Annotated in this window: 20 protein-coding genes; 11 read left to right on the forward strand and 9 right to left on the reverse strand. The window is 70.1% G+C overall.

Annotated features, from left to right (window positions below):
* A partial coding sequence (locus ACZ6ZR_RS08650) for an IS701 family transposase (protein WP_465640776.1) occupies positions 1-537 on the reverse strand: 537 nt, incomplete at its 3' end.
* Positions 538-875: 338 nt separating this feature from the next.
* On the opposite strand from ACZ6ZR_RS08650, the gene ACZ6ZR_RS08655 reads away from it, so the two are divergent.
* Positions 876-1,310, forward strand: coding sequence for a DUF7878 domain-containing protein (locus ACZ6ZR_RS08655; RefSeq protein ID WP_465640778.1), 435 nt, complete (start codon positions 876-878; stop codon positions 1,308-1,310).
* Between the two features lie 59 nt (positions 1,311-1,369).
* The gene (locus ACZ6ZR_RS08660) at positions 1,370-9,040 is read left to right on the forward strand and encodes a LamG-like jellyroll fold domain-containing protein (protein ID WP_465640780.1); all 7,671 of its coding nucleotides are present in this window, start codon (positions 1,370-1,372) and stop codon (positions 9,038-9,040) included.
* A gap of 34 nt (positions 9,041-9,074) precedes the next feature.
* Here ACZ6ZR_RS08660 and ACZ6ZR_RS08665 read toward each other — a convergent pair whose 3' ends face one another.
* From ACZ6ZR_RS08665 to ACZ6ZR_RS08675, 3 genes are all read right to left on the reverse strand, one after another.
* Complete coding sequence (locus tag ACZ6ZR_RS08665; RefSeq protein WP_465640782.1) at positions 9,075-9,596, reverse strand: GNAT family N-acetyltransferase; 522 nt, start codon at positions 9,594-9,596, stop codon at positions 9,075-9,077.
* Positions 9,597-9,683: 87 nt separating this feature from the next.
* Complete coding sequence (locus ACZ6ZR_RS08670) at positions 9,684-10,493, reverse strand: transposase family protein (RefSeq protein WP_465640784.1); 810 nt, start codon at positions 10,491-10,493, stop codon at positions 9,684-9,686.
* A 603-nt stretch (positions 10,494-11,096) separates the two neighbouring features.
* Positions 11,097-12,470, reverse strand: coding sequence for an IS1380 family transposase (locus ACZ6ZR_RS08675; protein ID WP_465640786.1), 1,374 nt, complete (start codon positions 12,468-12,470; stop codon positions 11,097-11,099).
* 171 nt (positions 12,471-12,641) lie between these two features.
* Between ACZ6ZR_RS08675 and ACZ6ZR_RS08680 the strand changes: the two genes are divergently transcribed.
* Positions 12,642-12,938: a hypothetical protein gene (locus ACZ6ZR_RS08680; protein ID WP_465640788.1), complete on the forward strand. Its 297-nt coding sequence runs from the start codon at positions 12,642-12,644 to the stop codon at positions 12,936-12,938.
* Positions 12,922-13,161: a hypothetical protein gene (locus ACZ6ZR_RS08685; RefSeq protein ID WP_465640790.1), complete on the forward strand. Its 240-nt coding sequence runs from the start codon at positions 12,922-12,924 to the stop codon at positions 13,159-13,161. The genes ACZ6ZR_RS08680 and ACZ6ZR_RS08685 overlap by 17 nt, the downstream gene beginning before the upstream one ends.
* 657 nt (positions 13,162-13,818) lie before the next feature.
* On the opposite strand, the gene ACZ6ZR_RS08690 is transcribed toward ACZ6ZR_RS08685, so the two are convergent.
* On the reverse strand, positions 13,819-14,229 hold the full coding sequence (locus ACZ6ZR_RS08690; protein ID WP_465640792.1) for a hypothetical protein: 411 nt from the start codon (positions 14,227-14,229) through the stop codon (positions 13,819-13,821).
* A gap of 758 nt (positions 14,230-14,987) precedes the next feature.
* Between ACZ6ZR_RS08690 and ACZ6ZR_RS08695 the strand changes: the two genes are divergently transcribed.
* Together ACZ6ZR_RS08695 and ACZ6ZR_RS08700 are read left to right on the forward strand one after the other, a co-directional pair.
* Entirely contained in the window at positions 14,988-15,740 is a 753-nt protein-coding gene (locus tag ACZ6ZR_RS08695; protein WP_465640794.1) for a glycosyltransferase family 2 protein, read from the forward strand.
* A 140-nt stretch (positions 15,741-15,880) separates the two neighbouring features.
* On the forward strand, positions 15,881-16,195 hold the full coding sequence (locus ACZ6ZR_RS08700; RefSeq protein ID WP_465640796.1) for a hypothetical protein: 315 nt from the start codon (positions 15,881-15,883) through the stop codon (positions 16,193-16,195).
* Positions 16,196-16,353: 158 nt separating this feature from the next.
* Here the strand turns inward: ACZ6ZR_RS08700 and ligA are convergent, their stop codons facing one another.
* The gene (gene ligA, locus ACZ6ZR_RS08705; RefSeq protein ID WP_465641064.1) at positions 16,354-18,399 is read right to left on the reverse strand and encodes an NAD-dependent DNA ligase LigA; all 2,046 of its coding nucleotides are present in this window, start codon (positions 18,397-18,399) and stop codon (positions 16,354-16,356) included.
* Between the two features lie 115 nt (positions 18,400-18,514).
* Positions 18,515-19,180 carry a TetR/AcrR family transcriptional regulator gene (locus tag ACZ6ZR_RS08710; RefSeq protein ID WP_465640798.1) on the reverse strand — a complete coding sequence of 222 codons (666 nt, stop codon included), beginning with the start codon at positions 19,178-19,180 and terminating at the stop codon, positions 18,515-18,517.
* A 131-nt stretch (positions 19,181-19,311) separates the two neighbouring features.
* Here ACZ6ZR_RS08710 and ACZ6ZR_RS08715 point away from each other — a divergent pair, with 131 nt between their 5' ends.
* The 3 genes from ACZ6ZR_RS08715 to ACZ6ZR_RS08725 all read left to right on the forward strand — a co-directional run bounded on the left by ACZ6ZR_RS08715 (position 19,312) and on the right by ACZ6ZR_RS08725 (position 22,343).
* On the forward strand, positions 19,312-20,343 hold the full coding sequence (locus tag ACZ6ZR_RS08715; RefSeq protein WP_465640800.1) for a medium chain dehydrogenase/reductase family protein: 1,032 nt from the start codon (positions 19,312-19,314) through the stop codon (positions 20,341-20,343).
* 95 nt (positions 20,344-20,438) lie between these two features.
* A complete protein-coding gene (locus ACZ6ZR_RS08720; protein WP_465640802.1) occupies positions 20,439-20,561 on the forward strand; it encodes a hypothetical protein in 123 nt (40 codons plus the stop codon).
* Between the two features lie 186 nt (positions 20,562-20,747).
* The gene (locus tag ACZ6ZR_RS08725; RefSeq protein WP_465640803.1) at positions 20,748-22,343 is read left to right on the forward strand and encodes a M4 family metallopeptidase; all 1,596 of its coding nucleotides are present in this window, start codon (positions 20,748-20,750) and stop codon (positions 22,341-22,343) included.
* A gap of 65 nt (positions 22,344-22,408) precedes the next feature.
* Here ACZ6ZR_RS08725 and ACZ6ZR_RS08730 read toward each other — a convergent pair whose 3' ends face one another.
* Positions 22,409-23,044: an AAA family ATPase gene (locus tag ACZ6ZR_RS08730; protein WP_465640805.1), complete on the reverse strand. Its 636-nt coding sequence runs from the start codon at positions 23,042-23,044 to the stop codon at positions 22,409-22,411.
* 172 nt (positions 23,045-23,216) lie between these two features.
* On the opposite strand from ACZ6ZR_RS08730, the gene ACZ6ZR_RS08735 reads away from it, so the two are divergent.
* Both ACZ6ZR_RS08735 and ACZ6ZR_RS08740 read left to right on the forward strand, forming a co-directional pair.
* A complete protein-coding gene (locus tag ACZ6ZR_RS08735; protein WP_465640807.1) occupies positions 23,217-23,795 on the forward strand; it encodes a TerD family protein in 579 nt (192 codons plus the stop codon).
* Positions 23,796-23,908: 113 nt separating this feature from the next.
* A complete protein-coding gene (locus ACZ6ZR_RS08740; protein ID WP_465640809.1) occupies positions 23,909-24,151 on the forward strand; it encodes a hypothetical protein in 243 nt (80 codons plus the stop codon).
* A 41-nt stretch (positions 24,152-24,192) separates the two neighbouring features.
* Here ACZ6ZR_RS08740 and ACZ6ZR_RS08745 read toward each other — a convergent pair whose 3' ends face one another.
* Positions 24,193-24,987 (reverse strand): metal-dependent hydrolase, encoded by a 795-nt coding sequence (locus tag ACZ6ZR_RS08745; protein ID WP_465640811.1) that lies wholly within the window; start codon positions 24,985-24,987, stop codon positions 24,193-24,195.
* Positions 24,988-25,032 lie beyond the last annotated feature (45 nt).

Genomic DNA, 25,032 nt, shown 5'->3' on the forward strand with positions numbered 1-25,032 from the left:
CCACTTCTCCACATGCCCCAAGTCGGCCGGGATACCGCAGCGTTCACGCCGGGCCACCTTGTCCGGGTCGGCCTGCGGCGAGGCCGGGTCCCAGGACACGGGTAGGAACAGGCGCCAGTTCACGGGCGTGGAGGCGTGGTCGCGGGCCAGGTGCACCGAGACCCCGACCTGGCAGTTGGTCACCTTGCCCGCGGTGCCGGTGTACTGCCGCGACACACACGCGGACGCGTCGCCGTCCTTCAGGAAACCGGTGTCGTCCACGATCAGCGCGCTCGGTTTGATGGCCTCGTGCATCCGCCACGCCAGCCGGGCCCTCACCTGCGCGGGACTCCACGGACTGGAGGTCACGAAGTGCGCCAGCGCCTGCCGGTTGCCGTCCTTGCCCAGCCGGGCCGCCATCGGCTCCACCGACTTGCGCCGCCCGTCCAGCAGCAGCCCACGCACGTACGCCTGACCCCAGCGATGCTGATCCGCGCGCGTGAACGCCTCGAACATCTCCGCCGTGAACGCCTCCAGATCCGCCCGGACCTGATCCATCTCCCCAGGTGTCACACACCATCAACGCGCCAACCGGCAGCAAGACACGCCACCGGCGAGTACACCTGACCAAGCCCTACTAGTGCCTCCCCCGGCAAGGTTTGCCCCGTCGCGCCGCCCGGCGCGCACTCTCGCCGCACCGGAGCAAGACCCGAGTAGCTCCGCTACGAGGGCCTTTCTCCGGCACGCCGAGAGCACGCGCCCTCCTTGCCCGCCATCGGGCAGGAGGGGCCCTGAACGACGCTCCTCATGGGGCAAACCTTGCCGGGGGAGGCACTAGGTTGGGTGGTTTCTGTCCGCACGAAGGGCCGCCGGGGCCCGCACGGGGTGATTTCGCAGTGGAGCTGGTCTGCCGGAACTTCGGTGCGCCGGATCTGACGCGCCGTGGACTTACCGCCGGCACGGCCCCCTTGCCGGTGCTGTTGCTGGACATCGAGGCGGACTTGACCCTCGGTGACGACGGCCGCGTGCTGTGGAGCGAGGACCGCTTTCCGGTGGGCGAACTGGCCCGCGAGCTGGCGCTCTGGCTCCGCCTCCCGGACGCGGTGCGAAGCGATTTCACGTTCGACTCGATGACGTACGACGTGCCCGGCGCAGTCCGGATCACCTCGACCGAAGAAGGTTGGCGGGTCGGCTCGCTCTTTGCCGAGGGCGACCCGAGCAGCCCGGCGGCCTGGGAGACCCTGGTCCGGGACCTCGCCGCATTCATCGAACAGGTCCGGCACGAAGTCGCTGCCCTCGGGATCGACCCCGGCTTCATCCCGGCATTCTGACACCCGGACACCGTGGTCATCCCGGCTCCGCGACGTCGCAGCCCTCCTTCCTGCGCACGATGCTCCCGCAGCCGGCTCAGTACTCCACCGCCGCCGACGAAGGCCGCGACTTCAACGCGGCGGTCGGCAACTACACGTCGGCAGCCACCGACGCGGCACTGCCGACGGTCGGCCCCGAGCTCGCCGTGACCCGCAGCTACAACTCCCTCGACCCGCGCACCGACGGTGCGTTCGGGGCCGGCTGGAGCAGTCGCTGGGACATGCGCATCGAGGTGGAGTCCAGTTCCTGGCTGACGCTCCCGGGCAACGTCCTGCTCACCTCGTCGAACGGTTCCCGGGCACGGTTCGGCTGGGAGCCCGCCACCAACGGCTACGTCACGGGCGGCGGCATGGCCGCCGACCTCCGCAAGGCGGACGGTGGCGGCTGGACCCTGACCGACCGGACCGGGAAGGTGCACACCTTCAACGCGTCCGGCCGGTTGACCAAGGTCACCGACAACGCCGGGCACAGCCAGGAGCTGAACTACACGGACGGGAAGCTGAGCAGTGTCAAGGACGTGCCTTCGGGCCGCTCGCTGACGTTCGGCTGGACCGGTGGCCACGTCACCTCGGTCCGGGCGTCCGGCGCCACCGGGGCGTGGACCTACGTCTACGCGGGTGACAGGCTGGCCCGGGTCTGCCCGCCGGGTGTGGCGGTCACCGCTGTCACCGGGTGCACCGTCTACGACTACGGCACCGGTTCCCGCTACCGCACCGCCGTCCTGGACGCCAACCCCTCGGGGTACTGGCGGCTCGGCGGGGCCGAAGGCTCGGCGGTGCCCAACGAGGCCCAGGGCGACCAGCGTTCGCCGGCCATCACCTCGAACGTCGCCTGGGGCGCCGGTGCGCCGACCGGCAGCACTGACCGGTCGGCCGTGCTCGACGGCTCCGGCCACCTCGAGCTCCCGCGCGCCACGATCAGCTCCTCCGCGTCCCGCTCGGTCGAGTTGTGGTTCAAGACCTCGGGCTCCGGTGTCCTGATGTCGGCTCAGAACCGGCCGGTCGACCAGGGGCCCTGGGTCTTCACCCCGGTCCTGTACGTGGGCTCGGACGGCAAGCTGCGCGGACAGTTCTGGCAGGGCGGTGGCAACCCGATCACCACGGCCAACGCGGTCAACGACAACCAGTGGCACCACGTGGTGCTGTCCGGTGCCGTGACCACCCAGGCGCTGTTCCTGGACGGCGTGCAGATCGGCACCCTGTCCGGGACGGTCGATCACCTCGGTGCCGAGTACACCTACGTCGGCGCGGGCGAGATGCTCGGTTCGTGGCCGCTGTCCGGCAGCACCCCGAAGCGCTTCACCGGACAGATCGACGAGGTCGCGGTCTACGACTACCCGCTCACCGAGGGCGTCGCCGCCTCGCACTTCGCGCTGCGCACCGGCACCGCACAGCTGACCTCCGTCACCCTGCCCTCCGGCCGCACCAGCACGAAGATCGCCTACGACGGCGGCACCGAGCGGGTCACCACCCTCACCGACGGCGCAGGCAAGGACTGGACGCTCTCCGCGCCCTCCTTCACCGGCGGCTCCTTCCTCTACAACAACGCGGTGCGGGCCAACGAACCGGCCGGCTACTGGCGGCTCGGCGAGCAGGACGGGGCGCTCGCGGCCAACGAGATCGCGGGGGCCCCGGGCGGGACCTACGGCGCGGCCGTGGCCAAGCGGACGCCCGGCGTCTTCGCGGCGACCGACAACACCGCGGCCCGGTTCACCGGTGACGGTCAGTCATACGTCGAGCTTCCGGAGCAGGTCCTGCACGCGTCCAAGGACGTGGCGGTGGAACTCTGGTTCAACACCACCGCGCCCGGTGTGCTGCTCGGAGACCAGAGCCGCCCACTCGACCACGCGGACGGAGTGGGTGACGCCTGGTCACCGATCCTCTACGTGGGCACGGACAACAAGTTGTGGGGCCGTTTCTTCGGTGCGTCCGGCGAGATGAAGTCGCCGCGCGACGTGACGGACGGTGCCTGGCACCACGTGGTGCTGTCGGCGCAGGGCGCTGCCCAGACCCTCTACCTGGACGGCGAGCAGATCGGCACCACCAGCGGTGCCGTCGACCTCCAGCTGAACCGGCACACCTACCTCGGAGCGGGCTTCGCGAAGTGGTGGGCGGGTGCGCCGGCCAACATCAGCTTCTTCAACGGCAGCATCGACGAGACCGCGATCTACCAGCACCCCCTGACCGCCGCCGACGTGCGCGCCCACTACCAGGCACGCACCTCGCAGGTCGCCGGACAGGGCGTCAACTACCGCGGCGCGGTGGTGGTCGACTCGCCGGCCGGGTTCTGGCGGCTGGACGAGAAGACCGGGACGACCGCGGCGAGCGAGGTCGCCGCACAGGCGGGCAACGGGACCTTCGGGTCCGCCGCCCGGCTCGGCACCCCTGGGGTGTTCGGCAGCGGGGACGGGACGGCCGTCACCCTGACGGGCAGTGGTGACTCCTGGGTCCAGCTGCCGGAGCAGCTCCTGCACGCGTCCAAGGACCTGGCGGTTGAGCTGTGGTTCAACACGACCTCGCCCGGCATGCTGCTGGGCGACCAGAGCCGGCCGATGAACGACCCGGCGGGTGTGGGCGGCGGGTGGTCCCCGGTCCTGTACGTCGGTACGGACAGCAAGCTGTGGGGCCGGTTCTTCGGCTCCACCAGTGAGTTGAAGTCGGCGGCGAACGTCACGGACGGTGCCTGGCACCACGTGGTGCTCTCCGCCCAGGGCGGTTCGCAGACCCTGTACCTCGACGGCGTGCCGGTCGGAACCACCGCCGGCGCCGTCGACCACCAGGCGAACAAGTACACCTACCTCGGTGCGGGCTTCGGCAAGATGTGGCCGGCCACGCCGGGTGAGATCAGCCGCCTCAACGGCTCCGTCGACGAAGCCGCGCTCTACCAGCACCCGTTGAGCGCCGAACGGGTGTGGGCGCACTACCAGGCCCGCACGCTCTCGGCCGCCACCAGCCTGGCCTCCCGGGTCACCGTCACCGACCCGGCCGGCGGCGTCAGTACGGACGTGTACGACGCGCAGCGCGGCATGCGCCTGATCTCGCGCACCGACACGGGCGGGGGTACCACCACCTACTCGTACGACACCGGTGGCTTCCTGCACACCGTCACCGACCCCAACGGGCATGCCACCGTCACCGGCCAGGACGCGCGCGGGAACACCGTGTCCCGTACCACCTGCCGGGACAAGGACTCCTGCTGGACCAGCTACATCAGCTACTACTTCAACAAGGACGACGCCAAGGACCCGCGCAACGACAAGCCTGTCGCCAGCCGCGACGCCCGCTCCACCGGTCCGGCCGACGACCGCTTCCGTACCGCGATCGAGTACACGGCGCTGGGCCTCCCCGCGTCCAACACGCTGGCGGACGGCCGGGTCAGCCGGACCACGTACACGGCCGGCACCGAGGCTGCCGTCGGTGGTGGCACCGTCCCCGCCGGGCTGGTCGCCACCCAGCGGACGGCGGGCGGCCTGGTCACCGGATACGCGTACTACGCCTCCGGCGACCTCGCCCAGGTGACCGAGCCCAGTGGTCTGCGGACGGTCTACGCGTACGACGCGATGGGTCGCAAGACGACGGAGACGGTGTACTCGGACGCCCAGCCGGGCGGCGTGACCACCACCACGGAGTACGACGCGGCCTCGCGCCCCGCCACCGTGACCGGACCACGGACCACTGACGCCGTGTCAGGCACCGCACACCGGGCCAGGACCGTCCAGGTCCGGGACGAGGACGGCCGACTGCTGTCCACCACCGTCTCCGACGTGGAGGGCAACGACACCGCGCGCACCTCGACCCGCTCCTACGACACCGCGGGCCGGTTGAAGACCGAGACCGACGCGGAGGGTGGCACCACCGGCTACACCTACGACGGCCTCGGCCAGGTCGACTCCAGCACCGACGCGCTCGGGCAGGTCACCCGGTTCACCTACACGCTGCGCGGCCAGCGGGCCACCACGGTGGTCGAGGGGTGGAACGGTGACGGAGGGTCCGTTCGGAACGTGACCGTGGAGTCCCGTTCGTACGACCCGGCGGGGCGCCTGGCCTCGGTCACCGACGCCATGGGCGCGACCGTCGACCACACCTACTTCGACGACGGTCTGCCCGCCACCACCACTGCGCGGTCGGTCGGACAGGCCGACGGCACCAGCCACCCGGTGGTGCTGGAGCGCAACGAGTACGACGGCGCCGGACACCTCGTCAAGAAGACCACGGGGGGCGGCAGGACGACGGTCGTCAGCACGGTCGACGCCACCGGACGTACCACCCGCACCGTCGCCGATCCCGGAGGCCTGGACCGGACCACCGACTTCACCTACGACGCCGACGACCGCGTCACCGTGACCACCTCGAAGGTCAGCGCCACCGAGAACCGCCTGGTCACGACGGCCTACGACCAGGCCGGCCGCCCGGTCCGCAGTGAGCTGGCCTCAAGCCTGGGCGGCTCGACGGCCGTGACCACGACGGGGTACGACCAGCGTGGCCTGGTGACCAGCACCACCAGCCCCAACGGCAACGCGGTGGGTGCCGATCCGGTGAAGTACACCTCCAGGTACCAGTACGACAATCTCGGCCGTCAGGTGGGCACCACGCTGCCCGCCGCGGAGGCCGAGTCGAACGGCCAGGCGCCGGTTACCGTCAGCGCGACCGCGAGCACGGGGTACAACACCTTCGGCGAGGTCTTGTCGGTCAAGGACGCCCTGGGCCGGACCGCCACCCAGGCCTACGACCGACTTGGGCGAGTGACCGAGACCCGGCTGCCGGCGTACACCCCGCTGGGCGGGACCACTCCGGTAGGTTCGGTGGCGCGCACCGAGTACGACAAGCTGTCGCGCGTCACGGCCTCCTTCGACGGCGCGGGGCGGCGGACGGGCATCAGCTACGACCGCCTCGGCCACGAGATGCAGCGCGTCGAACCGAACTCGCTCGGCTACCTCCAGCCGCCGGTCGACGAGAACCCGCCGGTCTGGAGCGCTACCCACACGCCGACCGGTCTCAAGCTCTCCACGGTGAATCCGGTGGGCGGGCGCACCGAGGCCACCTACGACGAGCTGGGCCGCGCGCTGACCGCCACCGTGGTCGAGCGCAAGCCCACCCTGCAGAACCTCACGGCTCGGTTCACCTGGGACGACGCGGGCAATCAGACCTCCACCGTCTCGGCGGCGGGCAGCGTCAGCGGCTCCACGTTCAACGCGCTGGGCCAGCCGGTCACCAGCACGGACGCGGCCGGTCGGGTCAGTAAGGTCGAGTACGACGCCCTCGGACGGCCCGTCAAGACCACGGCGCCGCTGGGCGAGTCCGCCGCCACGGCTTACGACAGCCTCGGCAACGCGGTCCGGACCACCGAGTCGGGCCCGACGGGTACCGTGCTGCGCACGCGGACCAGCACCTACGACCTCGAGGGCCGGGTGATCACGGCCACCAGCCCGGCCACGGGCGCCGTCACGTCCCGGACCTACGACGTACTGGGTCGTCTGACCCGTCAGGTCGAGCCCACCAACGCGACGCAGTCGATCACGACCACCTACGGCTACGACGTCACCGGCAATCGGACCCGGCTCACGGACGGGCGCGGCAACTCCACCACCTACACCTTCAACACGTGGGGCCTTCCCGAGTCCACTGTCGAACCGGCCACCACCGCCTTCCCGGCGGTGGCCGACCGGACCTGGACCACGTCGTATGACGCGGCCGGTCAGGCGGTGAAGCTCACCGAGCCCGGCGGGATCGTCCGCAACCGCAGTTACGATCCGGCGGGCCGACTGATCCGCGAGACCGGTACGGGGGCAGAAGCCGCCACCGAGACCCGGACCCTCCGGTACGACAAGGCCGGCCGGATGATCGAGACCGGCGGGAACCTGCTCACTCCGCAGACCTACGCCTACAACGACCGCGGCCAGCTCACCTCGGCCACCATCTCCAACGTGAACCAGTCCTGGGTCTACGACCAGGACGGCCGACCGACCAACCACTGGGACAGCAAGTCGGGATGGGTCTCGTTCGGGTACAAGGCGGACGGTCAACTGGCCTGGAGTGCCGATCAGTTGAGTGGCGGAAACAAGTTCTGGTACGACTACGACGGCAACGGCCGGTTGAAGAGCCAGTACTACGTCACCGAGACCGTTGCCGGAAGCGGTAGCTACGCCCCCAACTCCGTCCGCACCCTCGGCTACGACGCGCTCGGCCGCACCACCTCAGACAAGGTGACGGTCGGCACCTCGGGTGCCGGTGCCGCCGTCACCGGCACCACCTACGAGTACGACCTGGACGACCGCCTCACCCGCAAGACCCAGAGCGCCGCCGCCACCGACCCGGTCACCGACAACACCTACACCTACGACTGGGCCGGGCGCCTCGCCTCCTGGACCACCGGTGGCACCACCACGGCCTACGAGTGGGACGCGGCCGGCAACCGCACCCGCAACGGTGCCGTCACCGCGACCTACGACGCGCGCAACCAGCTCGCCTCGGAGAGCAACGGCACCACCTACCGCTACACCGCCCGCGGCACGCTGGCCGGCACCACCTCCGCGGGGCATGAGAGCCCCCGCTCCTTCGACGCCTTCGGGCGGCCCGTCACCGACGTCAACGGCACTTACCTGTACGACTCGCTCGACCGTATGATCCAGCGTGGCAACGAGTCCTTCGCTTACGACGGCGGAACCAACAACTTGATCTCCGACGGCACTTGGACCTACACGCGCGACGCGTCCGGCACCCTGCTGACCGCCGACAGTGCGACCACCGACCCCAAGCGCGTCCGCACCGACCGCCACACCGACGTCACCGCCACCCTCAACGCCGCCGGCACCGCGACCGGCTCCACCTCCACCTACGACCCCTTCGGCAAGCCCACCGCCACCACCGGCACCACCACCAGCCTCGGCTACCAGAGCGGCTGGACCGACCCCACCACGGGCGACGTCAACATGCACGCCCGCTGGTACCGCCCGGGCGGTGGCTCCTTCACCTCCCGCGACTCCCTGCAGCTCGACCCCACCACCAACTCCGCCCAAGCCAACCGCCACGTCTACGCCAACGCCGACCCCCTCAACGGAACCGACCCGAGCGGGCACGCCTCGGCCTGTCTCGCTCCGGGGGTGTGCGTCCCTATGCCGGGCATCGACTTTGACACGGCATTCAAGGGGATCATCGACTTCAACTACGGGAAGGCCGCTAGCAAGGGCACACGCGTCGGTGGCAAGATCGGGCCGAAGTTCTTCGGCGGGATCGGCCTGGCCATCGGCATCATCGCCGATGCCCAGCCACTGGGGGACGACAGCTGCAGCGGGAACCCGGGCAAATGCGATTCCGGGTACACCTACGATGAACCCTCCTGGGACATGACCAAGGTCAAGCGCACTCCTCACCCTGGTCCTGGTCCTGGTCCTGGTCCTGGTCCTGGTACAGACGTCGGCGTCGGACCGTCGACTGCTGGAACGATCGGCGGTTCGGGAGCCGGCAGAGGCTGTACGTGGTCGTGTGTCATCACTCCGGTCAAGCTGAGGCCCCTCCCGCCCATCGACCCTAAGCCTGAACTGCCTGTCCCGAAGCCCGACTGGGACCCCGTCAGCATCAGGGACATCCTGAAGTTCGCAGTGACGACCTTTGACACCGCGGAGCTACTGCATCGGTTCTTTGGTGAAGACACTGGATATATACCGGTCGGAGTGAGGTTTTCTCAGCGGTGATCGTTCGTCTCGGGTGATCTGGTCCCGTGCAGGCTCAACTGAGGTTGTCGGTCGGTTCCCGGACCATGCGCACGTTCGGCAGTTTGCCTTGCCAGAGCTCTCGCTCGCCTGTGGCCCTGAACCCGTAGCGTTGGTAGAAGCGGATCGCGCGCTCGTTGTAGTCGGTGACCCACAGGCGCATAGGTGTGCCCCCTGCCCAGGTGAGGAACTCGCCCATCAGTCGGCCTCCGATTCCCCGGCCCTGGGCTTCCTCCAGCAGGTACATCGGCCCGAGGGTGACCACCTCGTCCCGGCGACCGCAGAGGAAGCCGACGATCTCCCTCTCGGAGCGGACGACACGGCAGAACAGCAGATCCGGCTGCTGCCTCGCCGCCTCGATGAACTCCCGCCACTGGGAGATTCCCACCTCCGAGGCAGAAGAGCCGCGGTGTTCACGGATCCAGTTCTCATCGATCCCCGCGTCCTCGCAGGGATAGGTCTGCAGCCAAACCCTCAACTGCAGCGGGCCCAGGGAGCCGGCGTCGTCGGCATCGGGAGCTTCGATCACGTGGGTCATGGGGACCATCCTCGACGAAGCTCCCCGAGCGGCTCGCGCGATTTTTCGATCCCGTCGCCGCGGGTCACAGCCCTGACTCGGAGCGGATCACTTCCAGACTCCATTGAGGACGAGGGCGGCGCGGGCGATGTCGCCGATCCGGCTTGGGCTGAGCGTGACGTACTGGAGGGTGCGCCATCGCTGCTTGAGCTCGGCGGCGGTGCGCTCGCCCAGGGCCCGGACGTGCCGGAGCAAGGTGTTGAACATGCGGATGTCGACGTGAAGTGCCTTTTCGGACTTGCCCTTTGGGCGGCGGACGGGGATCAGGATGCCGATGCCCGCGCCGATGTAGCCCTTGTCCGCCAGGGTCGGCAGGCCGTCGGCGGCCGCCCTGTAGAGGGCGGGGAGTGCGTGGATGCGGGCTGCGGTGATGTCGGGGACGCTGCCGGGCTCGACGTCGGAGACCCACAGCGGGGTGCCGTCCGGCGCGGACAGGAACTGGATGTTGCCGCCGAATGCCTTGTGCTTCTGGCTGAACCACAGATCGTTGCCGTTCTCGCGGACGCCCGTGAGGCGGTCCGATTCGATCAGGGTGCCGTCGAGGATCACGTGCGTCATGCCCTCGCGCTGACAACCGTTCAGGACGTCGTGCAGGTCGGGGGTCTGGTCGGCGAGGACGTCGATGCCCTCGTGCAGGTAGCGGTAGCCGGTGGCCTGGGAGACTCCGGCGTCGCGGGCCAGGCAGTGCACGCAGCCGCGCTCGCGGAACCAACGCAGCACCAACACAGCCTGTCGGAAGGGTCCGAGCGCCCGGGAGCCCTTCGGGGTGCCGATCCGGCGGCGGTGGGCGGCCAGGTGACGGGCGAGGAACTCGACGACGTGGCGTGGGACGTCGAGCGTGGCAGCATAGGTGACCAACGTGAGGCCTCTGGTTGAGTGGACGATCTTGTGAGAGAGACCTGTCCTACCAGGGGCCTCTCGTCTGTCCGCGACCGGGACCCCTGCTCCGTCCGCACGGTTCACATCACTTCGCGAAGATCATTCGTTGAGAAAACCTCACTGAGGTGGCGCTGACCTGGGTGTTTGACTCTGTAGTAGGCGCAACGCTCGTTCTCCGGTAGGGCCATCGGTCTTCCCTGGCTGGGTTTTGTCCCAGTGTCGGGTGTTGCGCGAGAGGGAGTTAAGTCCCACTTTTTGGCGGTTCGGTATCGCTCGATCGTGGGACTGGCTTCGATGTCGGCGAGTTACTCAGGGTGTCGATGGTGTCCTGTCGCACCTGAGACGGAGTGTGTATCGGACCGACCTGATGGATGGCTGGTGGGCGCTGATATAGCTGATGATCAGCTAGCCTCGATCTTGCTTGACGGCTCGTCAGCTTCGCTGGCGGGCCGTTTCTGCCTGTCTGGCTGGTGCTTCTGCTCTGTGGGCATGTTGAGGGCCCGGCTGCCGCGTCGGGTGGGCGTCGGGTTCCACGGCTCCGGAAGTGGTGTGCTGCTCGTCGGGGTGAGGCGGTGTCGCTGGTCAGCCGGGGTCCGGCAGGGCGTTCAGACGTGCGAACGCGCTGGTGATCACGTCGGTCCGGGGCCAGTGTCGGGCGAGGAGGAGGTAGTGGCGGCGGCTGGTGGTGACGAGTTGGGCGGCCGCGGAGAACAGCCGCAGCCGCAGGCGCTTGGGCTCCCACCGACGGGCCGTCCCGGTCAGCGCGAGCATGGGCAGCCAGGCGAGTAGGTCGAGCGCGAGCTGGACGATCTCCGGCCAGATCTGGTTCTGGGCGGCCTGGTGGAGGGGCAGGTTGCGCACGCCGGTGTCGCGGGCGGCGCGGATGCGGTCCTCAGCGCGCGCCCGCAGGCGGTGCTGCGGCTCCAGTCGCGCGATTGGGGTGCCGGTGGTGTTGGTGGCGACGTAGGTCAGCCGCATGCCGTCGGCGTCCGTGAAGCGCAACTGGGTGCCGGGGTGGGGTCGTTCCTTGCGGACGATCAGCCGCATCCCCTTCGGCCAGCCTTTGAGGACGTCGCCGGCGAGTTCGGCGACCCAGGCGCCGTCGCGGATTTCTCCGCCGGGTTCGACGGCCGGGGTCCATGCCTGGGCCGGTATCTTCAGCACGGCCTGGTGGACCTGGTCGGTGATGGTCATTCCGACCGAGTAGGACAGACATCGTCCGCGTGTGGTGAGCCAGTTGAGGAAGTCGTGGGTGCCGTCGGCGGAGTCGGTGCGGATCAGGGTTCGGCGTCCGCGCCGGTACTTCTTCGGCAGCTGGGCCAGTGCCGTTCGGGCCGCTTCGATGTGGTCGGCGGCCGTGTTGCTGCCCGCGTTCCCGGGCCGCAGCAGGCCGGCCACCGGTTCTCCGGACCCGCTCGGGCCGTGGTCGACGAACGCGAACAGCGGGTGGTGGCCGAACGTCCTCTTCCAGGTCTTGGCGGCGTCCTGTTTCTCGGAGTGCGCCAGGACCAGCACTCCGTCGATGTCCACGATCACCTCGCCGCCCGCGTCCGGGGCCGCCTCGCCGGCCAACCGCCACACCCGGTCGCGGACGTCGGCCCGTGCCCGGCGGATCGCCGCCAGTGCACGGGGCCCGGCCGTGGCGAGGGTGTCGACCAGGCGGGAGACGGTCGGGTCGGAGGCCACCGGCCCGAACACAGCGGGCTCGGACCGCAGCATCGCGACATCGGACAGGCAGTCCCCACCAAGGGCCACGGTGAGCGCGACGTCCAGCAGGGTCTTGCCCGGATCGTGCGCCGCACGCGGCTTGCGCCAGGGTTGGAGAGCCGCTGACAGCGCCGCATCCAGCCCGCTTTTGCGGACCGTCTCCGCCAGCAGAACCGAGCTGGCCTGAGAGACGATCCCTCGACCGTTGCTCTCGACACGGACACGCGGGTACGACCCGGTAGTGTTCACCTGAGAAGTGCTTCTTTCCACGCAGCTGACTGGACCCTAGACAAGTCCCATCGTTGCAGGTCAGGAGCACTTTTCTCCTTTCTGATCGTCCATCGGACAGCAGTCACCGTGAAAGCCCGAGGCTAGGATGCGAGAGTGTAATGCTTTCTCCGGGTGATGGGTGGCTCTGTGATGGCGATTGAGTGGATTGAGGAACTTGTCTCGGTGCGGCTGGATGACTACATGAGAGATCCGGACTCTGTGCTGGCCGCCGATCCGGGTATCCGGCCACCGGCTTCGAGTGGGCAGATCGCCGAGTTGGAGGGCTGGCTGGGACAATCTGCCGAAGATGACTATCGGACGTTCCTTTCATATTCCGATGGCATGGATAACTTTTATAAAGGGATGCCAATCTTGGGCTGGAGCGACTGGCCATTCAGTGGCCGCCTGGTGCGAGCAAGGGGGTTTCTGAATGTCATCGCTGGATAGCGAGGTCCATCTGGATGAGGGGGTGCCCGAAGTGGCTAATCCGGCGCCGATTTCAGTAAATAATGAAGGCAGTGTCGGCGTGTTTGTGGTGGATCATCCAGGTGAATTTGGGGGGCGATATCTTTGGGTTGGCAATGGTGACGCTGCTTCGTTTCGAAGTCTTTCTGAAGTTTTCGCATATGCCGCAGGGAGGCGACCGTGGGGTGATTTCTCAACGCAGTGATGCTTTGTGTGTGCAGAATAACCTCGCCCCTGCTTTCGGGGCGACGTGAACACCGCCCGTAATGCCGTGGCTTCGAGGCTGAGGTTGCGGCCACCCTGAAGTGATCTCCGGCTCCGAAAATCTCAGCAGTAGGATTCCCCAGAGCTTCATGATGATGACCTGCGGGAATTCCCCTGTCGATGTTCCCGGGCTGATTGAATTTCGATACGTTCCCGATGGGAAGTGCATCAATGGGAACCTTGTTCATTCCGGCAAGGAGAATAGGTCGGTGCGAGTTACGCTCATTGATCGAGTTCTGGCCATCATGGGACCTTCCGTAGGATCGGTTTCACCGGTGGCATGGGAGGCCGCTCACCGTGTGCCGTCTGCGGTGGTGATTCCTGTTGCTGCCGATGTAGCTACTGATCGGCCCAGCTGCGCGGGGCGGCTGTCGATGAGCTGGGGGCAAACGTGGAATCTCGGCACCTACACCTATGCCTACGACTGGGCCGGACGTCTGGCCTCGTGGACTGCGGGTGGCACCGCCTGTGCCTACGAGTGGGACACGGCAGGCAATCGCACCCGGAACGGTGCTGTCGCGGCGGTGCGGCAGGTGCTGGAGCGGTTGCCCCGGGCGGACGGTGAGGTGATCGCGCTGTGCGTGTGGGCCGGGCTGGACTACGTGGTGGAGCGGAGGTCTGTGAGGCGTTGGTGGAGGTGGTCCACCGGCTCTCGGAGGAGGACTGATCTGATGACGAGTTCGAGCAGGGTGGAGGCGCGGGCGTCGGAGGGACCGGGGTAGCTGTGCTCGGCGTTCTCGACCAGGGCGTGGGAGATCCGGTGGCCCTTGTTGGTCGTGGTGAAGGTGGCTTCGTAGATGCAGTCGCCGAGCCAGCTGCGGTGGAGGAAGAGCCGGTCGTTCTCGGTGAAGGCGTGCCACCGGCCGTCCATGTCCCGGCGGTGGAAGCCCTGTTGGATACGGTGCCACTGCTCGGGCGTCCAAGTGTGCGCCGGTAGTACCGAGAGGACTCGTGGCTCGCGGATCGGCTTCAGGCGGCGGAGGTCGGAGCGCAGTACCCGGGGGGACATGGGCGGATCCTATGGGCTGTCAGCCCCCGAGAGCGGGAAAGGGGGCAGGTTTGCGGCGGGAGGGGGTTCGGCCGGTGTCCGAGGAGGCGGTTGACGGACTGCGGTGGTTGGCCGTCGAGCGGGTGGCGGGCCGCTACGTCGGGGCGGGGCGGTTGATCGAGGCTGGGTGTGGCGGCGCTGGTCGGGGGTGTGGACTGCGAGCCGTGGCGGTTGCTGGCCGAGCAGGGGCGGAACGAGGAGTCCGAGGCGGGCGAGCTCTTCGAGCGGGTGTAGGGGGAGTTCGGGATCGGGAAGGGCCTGCTGGTCGATGAGGATGGGGCGTTCTGGGCGATGGCTCGTCGGTGGGCGGGCATGATCGTTGACGGGAGGCTCGATCCGTTCGGAGGGGCCGACCTGATCATGCGGTGGGTGTACGTGCCGTTGGGTGGGCCAGCGGAGTTCGATGCGCTGACCCACGGGGCCGTGGACCGTGACCCGGGGCGGGTGGTTCCGGAGCGGCGGAGGAGGGGCGACACCGTGCGGGCCGTGCGGGTGCCCGTGGGGGAGGACGGCGGCTGACGGTTCGTCCGCCGTGCGCGATTCGTCGGGGTCCGGGCGCTTGGTACGGTTCAGGTGCACGTCGTGGCCCGGCGGCGCGGCTCGTCGACCCCGGTGGTGTGGGTGGTCGGCGGCGGTTGTCCGGGGCCGTCGGCGGTGGCGGGGGCAACCATGACGACTCCGATTTGAGTAAGAGGACTGCGGTGCTGGTTTCTGTGGTGATGCCGGTTCACAACTCGGCGGCCACGCTCGGGGCGTCGGTGCGCTCCGTGCTCGCGCAGACCCACGGCGACGTGGAGTTGCTGGTCACCGACGACGCGTCGACGGACGAGTCGATGGAGATGCTGCGGGAGTTGGCGCGCCAGGACGAGCGGGTGAAGCCGGAGGCGGCGCCTGGGCAGGGCGGCGCGGCCAAGGCGCGGAACCTCGCGTTGGCGCGGGCACAGGGTGACTACGTGGCGTTCCTGGACAGCGACGACATGTGGCTGCCGGAGAAGCTGGAGAAGCAGCTGGCCTTCGCGGCGGAGGGGGACGCGCCGCTGACCTTCACCTCGTACTACAAGGTGGACGGGGACTACGTCGGCGAGGCCGCCGACTTCGTGCCGAACGGGCGGGTGGTCGAGGCGCGGGAGCGCGTGACGTACCGGGAGATGCTGCAGCAGGACCACATCGGGGCGCTGACCGCGATGTACGACCGGGCGGCGCTCGGGACGCGGCTGATGCCGGACATGCCGAAGCGGCAGGACTACGCGCTCTGGCTGGCGATCATGCGGGACGGGCGCCCCGCCCGGGGCCTGCGGGAGCCGCTGGCGGTCTACCGGGCCGGGCGGGCGGGGTCGCTGTCGTCGAACAAGCTCAACCTGGTGGGGCACAACTGGCGGCTGTACCGGGAGTTCGAGCAGCTCTCGCTGATGCGGTCGACGCGGGCGCTGGCCGGGGCGGCGTGGCACTCGGTGCGGAAGTCCCGCATCTAGGACCCCGTGGGGACCGGCGGCGCCATCCGGGTCGGGTCACTGCGACTGCGACCGGGATGGCGCGCCGGGTTGGTGCCGGCGGCGGTGCGCCGGTTGGATGTCATGGGACGTTCCCGCTCGACGGAGGCAGGGCTCGGCACATGACTTCTGACGACCTGTTCGACGAGATCGCCACCGACCTCGCCCCACGGGGTGCCACCGCCGGGGCGATGTTCGGCAAGCGCGCTCTCAAGGCCCACGGCAAGGCGTTCGTCTGCCTCAAGGGCGAGCTGCTGGCCTTCCGGCTGGGTGACGGGACCCCGGCGCACGCGGAGGCCCTCGCACTGCCCGGGGCCGAACTCTTCGATCCCTCAGGGAAGCACCGTCCGTTCAAGGACTGGGTGGCCGTCCCGGTGGCCGCTGCCGACGCCTGGCCGCACTACGCGGAGGCCGCGCTCGACAGCCCCGACGGCTGAGTGAGGAGAGGCAGGGGCGGCCGCGGGCCAGCAGGATCTCGTCGGCCAGGCCGCTGTCGAAGACGGCCTCCGGAGCCGGCTTCCACGGGACCGGTGCCGGGTGGTGGGTGGGCGGGCCCAGGAGCTCGGCCGGGCGGTGGACGGTGGCGTCCAGGTGGTCAGGCCTCGGGGAGGTGGTCGGCCACGAGGTCGGCGAAGGCCTCGGGGGTGAGGATGCGGATGTCGAGCTCTTCCGCCTTGGCGCGCTTGGAGCCGGCCTTGTCGCCGGCGACGAGGAGGGTGGTGCGCTTGGAGACGGAGGAGGAGGCCTTGCCGCCGGCGCGTTCGATGAGTTCGTTCATCTCGTTGCGGGAGAGGGTGGCGAGGGGGCCGGTCATGGTGCCGGTGACGACGACGGCTTCGCCCGAGAGGGGGAGGTCGGAGGCGGGGGCGTCGGGGGTGGCGGGGAGGACGGGCTCGGTGATCTGGGTGCCGACGTTCTGGGCCGTCAACTTGTCGAGGAGGGGGGCGAGTTCGAGGAGTTCGGCGGCGATGACGCGGGCCTTCTCGGTGCCGATGCCGGGGACCTGGGCGAGGGTGTCGGCGTCGGCGGTGCGGATGGCGGCGAGGGAGCCGAAGTGGGTGGCGAGGCGGCGGGACATGGTGCGGCCGGTGCCACGGACGCCGAGGGCGCAGAAGACCCGGTTGAGCGGCTGGCTGCGGGCGGTCTCCAGGGCGGCGAGGAGGTTGTCGGTGGAGGTCTCGCCCATCCGGTCCAGGGCGAGGAGTTGATCCCGGGTCAGGGTGAAGAGGTCGGCGATGTCGGTGACGAGGCCGGATTCGACGAGTTGGACGGCGCGGGTGTGGCCGAGGCCCTCGATGTCGAGCTGGTCGCGGCCGGCGGCGTAGATGACGGAGGCGACGGCCTGGCAGTCGCGGCCGCGGACGCAGCGCCAGCGCTGCTCGGAGGTGTCGATCTCGTCGCCGCAGCGGGGGCAGGCCGCGGGGAAGGCGATGGGGGTCTCGGCGCCGGTGCGCTGGTCGGCGAGCGGGGCCTCGACGCGGGGGATGACGTCGCCGGCGCGGTAGACGAAGACCTGGTCGCCGATCATCAGGTCGCGGCGGGTGATGTCGGCGGGGTTGTGGAGGGTCGCGTAGGTGACGGTGACGCCGTCGATGACGACCGGTTCGAGGACGGCGCGCGGGGCGATGATGCCGGTGCGGCCGACGTTCCACTCCACGTCGAGGAGGCGGGTGACCTTGTGCTCGGCGGCGAGCTTGCGGGCCACCGCCCAGCGCGGGGCGCGGGAGCCGGAGCCGGCCTGTCGGCGGTCGGCGGCGGTGTCGGCCTTGACCACGACGCCGTCGATGCCGAAGGGCAGGGCCGCGCGGAGGGCGGCGATCTCGTCGATCCGCTGCTGGGCGGCGTCCAGGGTCTCGCAGCGGAGCGGGGCGGCGGCGGTGGTCGCGGCGGTGTTGGCGCCGAGGGCGGCCAGGGTGGCGAGCAGGGTGCTGTGGGAGAGCTCGGCGTCGAGGCCGATAGCGTCGTAGGCGAAGAAGGTGAGCTCGATCCGGTACGGGCGGTCCTTGGCGCGGAGCGTCCCGGCCGCGCCGCTGCGCGGGTGGGCGAAGGCGGGTGCCTCGTGGGCGAGGCGGATCCGGTTCGCCTCCTCGAACTGGGCGGTGGTGAGCAGGACTTCACCGCGGAGCTCGATGTCGAGCGCCTCGGAGAGGGAGGAGGGGAGGCCGAGGACGGCGTCGGCGGCGTGGGTGATGTCCTCGCCGGCCAGGCCGTCGCCGCGGGTGAGCATCTGGACCAGCTTGCCGCCCCGGTAGCGGGCGGCGACCGCGAGGCCGTCCAGCTTGGGCTCGACGCACCAGGCGGCCACCGGGCGGCCGAGGCGGCGCTCCAGGCCGGCCGCCCAGTCGGTGAGCTCGGTGGCGTCGAAGACGTTGTCGAGGGAGAGCATCGGGACGGAGTGCGGCACGTCGCCCTGGACGGCGCCGCCCGCCACCTTGCCGGTGGGGGAGTCGGGCAGGACCTCGGTGGGGTGCTCGGCCTCGTAGGCGGTGATGGCGCGCAGGAGGGCGTCGTACTCGTCGTCGCCGAGCGGCGTCGAGCCGTCGGTGTAGTACGCGGCCGAGGCCGCGACGGCGGTGGCGACCGCGTCGGCGTAGTCGGTGGCGGAGAGCGGCAGCGAGGTGGTGTCCGTCATGGGAACCATCATCCTGACCAGCACTGACAATCGGGTGGAGCGGTGGACGGTGGCGAGCCCATGGTCTTCAACTGGTCTTCAACTGGTCTTCAACTGGTCTTCGACGTGGCCGAGCTGAGCCGACTCAACCGCGTGCGAGGGCTTCTGCTTCGGCGGTGTAGAGCTGGGCGGGGTCGAAGCCCATGCCGGTGAAGTGGCCCGCGAGTTCGAGGGAGAGCACGCCGTGCAGGCGGGTCCAGAAGGCGAGGGCGCGGCGGAGCTCTGACGGCGGGGCCGGGTGCTGTCCGGCCCAGGCCCGGTGCTCGGTCAGATGCTCGGTCAAGTGCTCGGTCAGGTGCGGGTCGAGTGGGGAGGGCGGCGTGCCGGGTGCTTGCCCGGCGGTGCAGGTGTCGAGGAGGACCGCCATGATCTCGGAGGCGATGCGGGTGGTGTCCTCGGGGGCGTGGTAGCCGGGCACGGGGGTGCCGTAGATGAGGAAGTAGCGCTGGGGGTCGGCCAGGGCCCACCGGCGCAGGGTGTGTGCGAGGCCGCCGAGGTCGGCGCCGGCTCCGGCGGCCTCGTGGAAGGCGTCGGCCAGGCTGCGGTAGGCGTCCTTGACGAGTTCGCTGATCAGCTCGTCGCGGTTGGCGAAGTACCGGTAGAGGGCCGGTCCGCTCATGCCCATCTGCTTGGCGATGGCGTTGAGGGACAGGGCGGAGGCCCCGGCGGCGGCGATCTGCGTCCAGGCGTGCTGCTTGATCTCGTCCTGCACCTGGGCGCGGTACCGCTCCCGCGGCGTTCTGGTGTCCACTTCGCTGCTCCCACCGGCTTCGGGTCATCGTTTGGTTAGAGGCTATCACCATCGCTCTTGACTCTCACTCGGCGAATGCGTTACAACTTCTAACGAACGCGAAAGCATCTACCGAAAGGGTCGTGGGGATCATGGGAAGCGCACAGCTCGTCGAGGTCGTCCTGCCGGGTGTCGTGGCTCCGGAGGGCTTGCAGATCCGCCAGGGGGCCGTCCCGGCGGCCGGCCCGGGGCAGGTCGTGATCGCCATGGAGGCGACCGGCGTGTCGTTCGCCGAGCAGCAGATGCGCCGTGGGCGCTACTACGACCAGCCGCCGTTCCCGTTCGTGCCCGGGTACGACCTGGTGGGCAGGGTCCTGACGACCGGTCAGGGCGTGGACCCGAGCCTGGCCGGCCGGCGGGTGGCCGCACTGGTGAAGGTGGGCGGGTGGGCCAGCCACGTGGTGATCGACGCGAGGGACGCGGTCCAGGTCCCGGACGGCCTCACGGCGGCGGAGGCCGAGACCGCGGTGGTCAACGGGATCACCGCCTGGCAGATGCTGCACCGCAAGGCCCGGGTGCGCGCCGGGCAGACCGTGCTGGTGCACGGCGCGAGCGGCGGCGTGGGCTCCGTCCTGGTCCAACTCGCCCGCGCGGCAGGGGTGAAGGTGATCGGCACCGCCTCTGCTCGACACCACGACGCCCTGCGGGAGTTGGACGTCGTCCCGGTCGACTACCGCGCCGGCGACGTGCCGGCCCGGGTCCGGGACCTGGCGCCCGGCGGCGTGGACGCCGTCTTCGACCATCTCGGCGGCCGGAGCGTCACCGACTCCTGGCACCTGCTCGCTCCCGGTGGGACCCTCGTCGCCTACGGAAGCGCCTCCACCCGTGACGACACCGGCTCCAAGCAGTGGCCCGTCCTGAAGATCCTCGCCCGCGTCTGGCTGTGGAACGCCCTGCCCAACCGGCGCCGCGCCCACTTCTACAACATCTGGGCCGGCCGGGCCCTGAGCGCGGACCGCTTCCGTGCCCGGCTGCGGGCCGACCTCACCGAGGTCTTCGCCGCCGTGCGCCGTGGCGACGTCACCGCCCGGATAGCCGCGACCCTGCCGCTCACCCAGGCCGCCGAGGCGCTGCGCCTGGCCGAATCCGGCACCGTCACCGGCAAGATCGTCCTCACCGCCTGACGCACCCGTGCGATCGCGGCACCGACGTGAGGAGGCGAGCGCCGAGCTGGTCCGGCGGGCGGTCGCCACTGGCAGGCCCGTGGACGCCTAGTGCCGTGCCCGGCCCGCTCGCGGTGGACGCGGCGGAGCTGACCGAGGAGTTGCCGGAGGAGTGCTTCGGCCCGGTGGCCACCTCGGGTGCCAACCCGCTCGGCGTCCTGCGGCGTGCCACCGGCTGACCGGTTCCGCCGCCATACCGCCTGGTCGGCGGCGGGGTCAAGTACTCGGACCGGTCGGGTACTTGAACGGTTTCGGTCTTTCTTGGACACGGATTGATCAAGATGCCCGAGTAAGGATGGCCTTCTTTGGCCGCTCACCGTCAAGCTCTGTCGCAGCTCTTCACAGCTACCCCGACTGGAGTCAGAGTGAGCCCCACCTCCTCTCAGCGCCGCCACCTCGCGGCCGGAGCCCTCGCGGTCACCGCCGCCCTCGTCGCCGTCACCTTCCAGACCGGAGCGGCCACCGCCGCCTCCGGCCGTGACGCCGCGATAGCCAACGCCAAGGCCAACGTCGCCCACGACCCGGGAAGCTTCGGCTTCGGGGCGGGCCAGGACCTGGTCGTCAAGGACGTCATCCTCGACGCCGACGGCACCCAGCACGTCCGCTTCGACCGCACCTACCAGGGCCTGCCGGTCATCGGCGGCGACCTGGTGGTGCATCAGAACGCCCACGGCAAGATGCTCGACAGCTCGCGCGGCAAGGCCCACGACCCCAAGGTCAAGTCGACCAAGCCGTCCGTGCCGGCGCAGGCCAGCGCCAGCGGCGCGCTCGCCCAGGCCGAGGGCATCACGGCCGCCACCTCCACCCCCGAGCTGATCGTCTGGGCCGCCGAGGGCACCCCGCGGCTGGCCTGGCGCACCACCGTCGCCGGCGTGGGCGACCACGGCCAGCCGGCCGGGCGGATCGTCGTCACCGACGCGAACACCGGCGAGCAGATCGAGGCCTACGCCGCCGAGCACCAGGCGGTGGGCACCGGGCACTCCGAGTACACCGGCGACATCTCGATCGACACCACCGCGCAGACCGGCGGCGGCTACGCGCTGATCGACCCGACCCGCGGTCATGTCACCAAGGACGCCAAGAACGTCTCCTCCTCGTCGATCAACGCGAGCTCCGGCACGCTGTACACCGACGCGGACAACGTCTGGGGCGACGGGAAGAAGTTCTCCACCGACCGCTCCACCGCCGCCGTCGACGCCCACGCCAACACGGCCTGGACGTACGACTACTACAAGAACACCTTCGGCCGGCAGGGCATCAAGAACGACGGCAAGGGCGCGACGGTCTTCGTCCACGTCGGCACCAAGTGGGACAACGCCCAGTGGTCCGACAGCTGCTTCTGCATGATGACCGGCGACGGTGACGGCGTCACCGACCCCGAGCAGGTCGACCTCGACACCATGGGCCACGAGATGACCCACGGCGTCACCAGCGCCACCGCCAACCTGCGCTACAGCGGCGAGTCCGGCGGCCTCAACGAGGCCACCAGCGACATCTTCGGCACCATGGTCGAGTGGTACGCCAACAACCCGGTGGACAAGGGCGATTACCTGTTCAGCGACCAGTCCACCCCGCCGTGGCTGCGCCGGATGGACAAGCCCTCGCTGGACGGCCGCTCGGCCGACTGCTGGACCCGCAAGGTCGGCCAGCTCGACGTGCACAACTCCTCGGGCGTGGGCAACCACTGGTTCTACCTGGCCAGCGAGGGCAGCGGCGCCAAGACCGTCAACGGCGTCAGCTACAACAGCCCGACCTGCAACGGCTCGACCGTGACCGGCATCGGCAACCAGAAGGTCGCCGCCATCTGGTACCGCGCGCTGACCGTCTACATGACCTCCACCACGGACTACAAGGGCGCGCGCACCGCGTCCCTGAACGCCGCCAAGGACCTGTACGGCGGCACCACCAGTGCCGAGTACAAGGCCGTGGCCGCGGCCTGGAGCGCCGTCAGCGTCAGCTGACCCGTCGGCAACACCCTTGGGGCCCCTGCGAGTCGGCCGGAGTCGGCCGATCTGCGGGGGCCTCGTCACGCCCGGTCGAAGGTGACCCGGGGGAGGCGGTCGCGGGCGGAGCGGTCAAGGAGGGTGACCGAGGCGGTCTCCGGGGCGGCGGCCGCGCCGTGCGCGCGCAGGGCGCTGACGAGGCGTCCGAGGCCCTGGTCGTGCCGGGCGAAGGTGCGGCGCGGGGCGGAGCGGCCCCGGGAGTGCTGGCCGGCCAGGGCCTCGGCGCTGCCCACGTCGAGGATGACCAGGTGGAGTTCGCGGCCCTGGGGCGTGAGGACGCGGGCCAGGTGGCGGCGGAGCCAGGAGCGGCTGCCGCAGTCGTGGACCAGGAGTTCGGCGCCGTCGCGCGCGCTGGTGTGCAGCCGGCGGAAGTGCCGCAGGCGGGCCCACGGGCGGTAGACCGGGTACGGGAGCCAGGCGGGCATCAGGGCCTCGCAGGCGAGGTGGGTGGTGCGCGGGTCCACCACCGGGGCGGCGTCCGCCCACTGGTGGAGCGCGGTGCTCTTGCCGCTGCCGGGCAGGCCGGAGACGACCACCACCGCGCCCGGCGGGTAGGTCAGGGTGAGCGGGATCGCCGCGCCCGCGCGCAGGTCGACGAGGCCTCGGGGGCGCAGCTCGCCGGGGGGTGTCCGGGGGGCCGGTACGGGGTGGTGCGGCACGGAGTCTGTCCTGTCCGGGGGAATCTACAGCGACGTAGATTATTGCGCGGCCGGTCGGGGAGGTCCGGAGTGGGGTGCCGCCGGGCCGGAGCGATCTACAGTGTTGTAGATTCACCGGTACGTACGGTGCCCGTGGTTCGACCTGCGGGCGGCACACACCTGGAGGGGCGACGTGGGAGTCACGCTGGCCAAGGGCGGCAACGTCTCACTGACGAAGGAGGCTCCCGGCCTGACCTCGGTCATCGTCGGACTGGGCTGGGACGTCCGGACCACGACGGGAGCCGATCACGACCTGGACGCCAGCGCGATCCTGTGCGACGCGGCGGGCCGGGTGCTCACCGACCAGCACTTCGTCTTCTTCAACAACCTGCGCAGCCCGGACGGTTCGGTCGAGCACAGCGGCGACAACCTCACCGGTGGCGGGGACGGCGACGACGAGCAGATCAAGGTGGACCTCGCGGCCGTGCCGGCCGCGGTGGTGAAGGTGGTCTTCCCGGTCTCCATCTACGACGCGGACAGCCGGAACCAGAGCTTCGGCCAGGTCCGCAACGCCTTCATCCGGGTGGTGAACGAGGCCGACGGCCGCGAGATCGCGCGCTACGACCTGACCGAGGACGCCTCCACCGAGACCGCCATGATCTTCGGCGAGCTCTACCGGCACGGCGCCGAGTGGAAGTTCCGCGCCATCGGCCAGGGCTACGCCTCCGGCCTGCGCGGCATCGCCCTGGACTGCGGGGTCAACGTCGGCTGACGGCCGGGAGAGCGGGCCTGGACGTCACGGTGTCCGGCCCGCCGCTTGTCAGGTCCCTCCGTGGGCATCTACAGCTGTGTAGAGTTTCCGAACCGGGCCGAGGAGGGCGAACCATGACGGACAGTCAGCAGAACGGTGCCTGGCAGCCTCCGGAGGAGGAGGTCGAACCGGCCTACCAGCCGGTCGAGGTCGACTTCGCGGACGGCGACTGGGCGGTCGGGCGGATCAACGCCTGGTGGCGCCCGGCGGACGGTCAGTCCTGGTGCCGGGTACGGCTGTTGGGGCGCGGCGAGGAGCCGCGCTGGATGCCGTTCGACCCCGACCGCCTGGTGCTGCTCCCCGCTTCGGGGATCTGACCGGGGGTCGGGGCCGTAGGGCTGGCGCCGTCGGGCCGTGGTCAGCCGATCAGGTCGAGGGCGGCCAGTGCGCCGATGCCGCCGAGACCGGCGAACACGGGCATCAGGACCTTGAGTTCGACCCAGCTGCCGGCCCGGAAGCGGATCGCCTTCGGCGGGCCGATCGGGTACCAGCGCTTGCGCCCGATCGGGATCGGCCACAGCACGGGGCAGCCGGAGACGGTCAGCGCGTCGCCGAGGCAGTGCACCAACGCGCCCAGGGCGACCGGCAGTCCGACCCACATGTACTGCTGCCCCGCGCCCTCGAACAGCCAGCCGGAGCCGTTGCCCGGCCGGTCCAGCACCTCGGCGAGCATCCAGGCGGAGGCCGCGCCGAGCAGCCAGACCAACACGTCGCTGGAGACCCGGGCATGACGCCACAGCAGGCCCTCGATGGCCAGCACCATGTGGACGAAGAGCACGGCGAGCACGCCCCAACGGCCGCCGTACACGCAGGCCGCGGCCGCGCCCGCGCCGCACAGCAGGGCCCACGGCCAGGTGTGGGTGAGGGTGCGGTGGCCGCCGGAGCGGCGTGGGTCGGCCTTGCTCCGGGTGGCCTTGTACGTGGCGTACGAGAGCCGGTCGATGATCTCGCACAGAGTGCGGGAGACCGGTCCGAAGGCCCGGGATATCGTCGCCGCCTTGTGGTCGAGGTCCGGGGCGAGGGCCGCCCCGGCGCAGATCAGCGCTCCGGCGAGCAGGACCGGCCAGGGCATCGGCTGGTCCATCAGGGCCGCCGCGGCGCCCACTCCGAGCCAGGCGGCGGCGCCCGACAGCGAGTGCGCTGGTCCCATCATGCTGGTGTCCCCCTCGGCCCGTCGGTGCGGGCTGGTACGTGTGTT

This window comes from Kitasatospora sp. NPDC088742, from assembly GCF_055584905.1.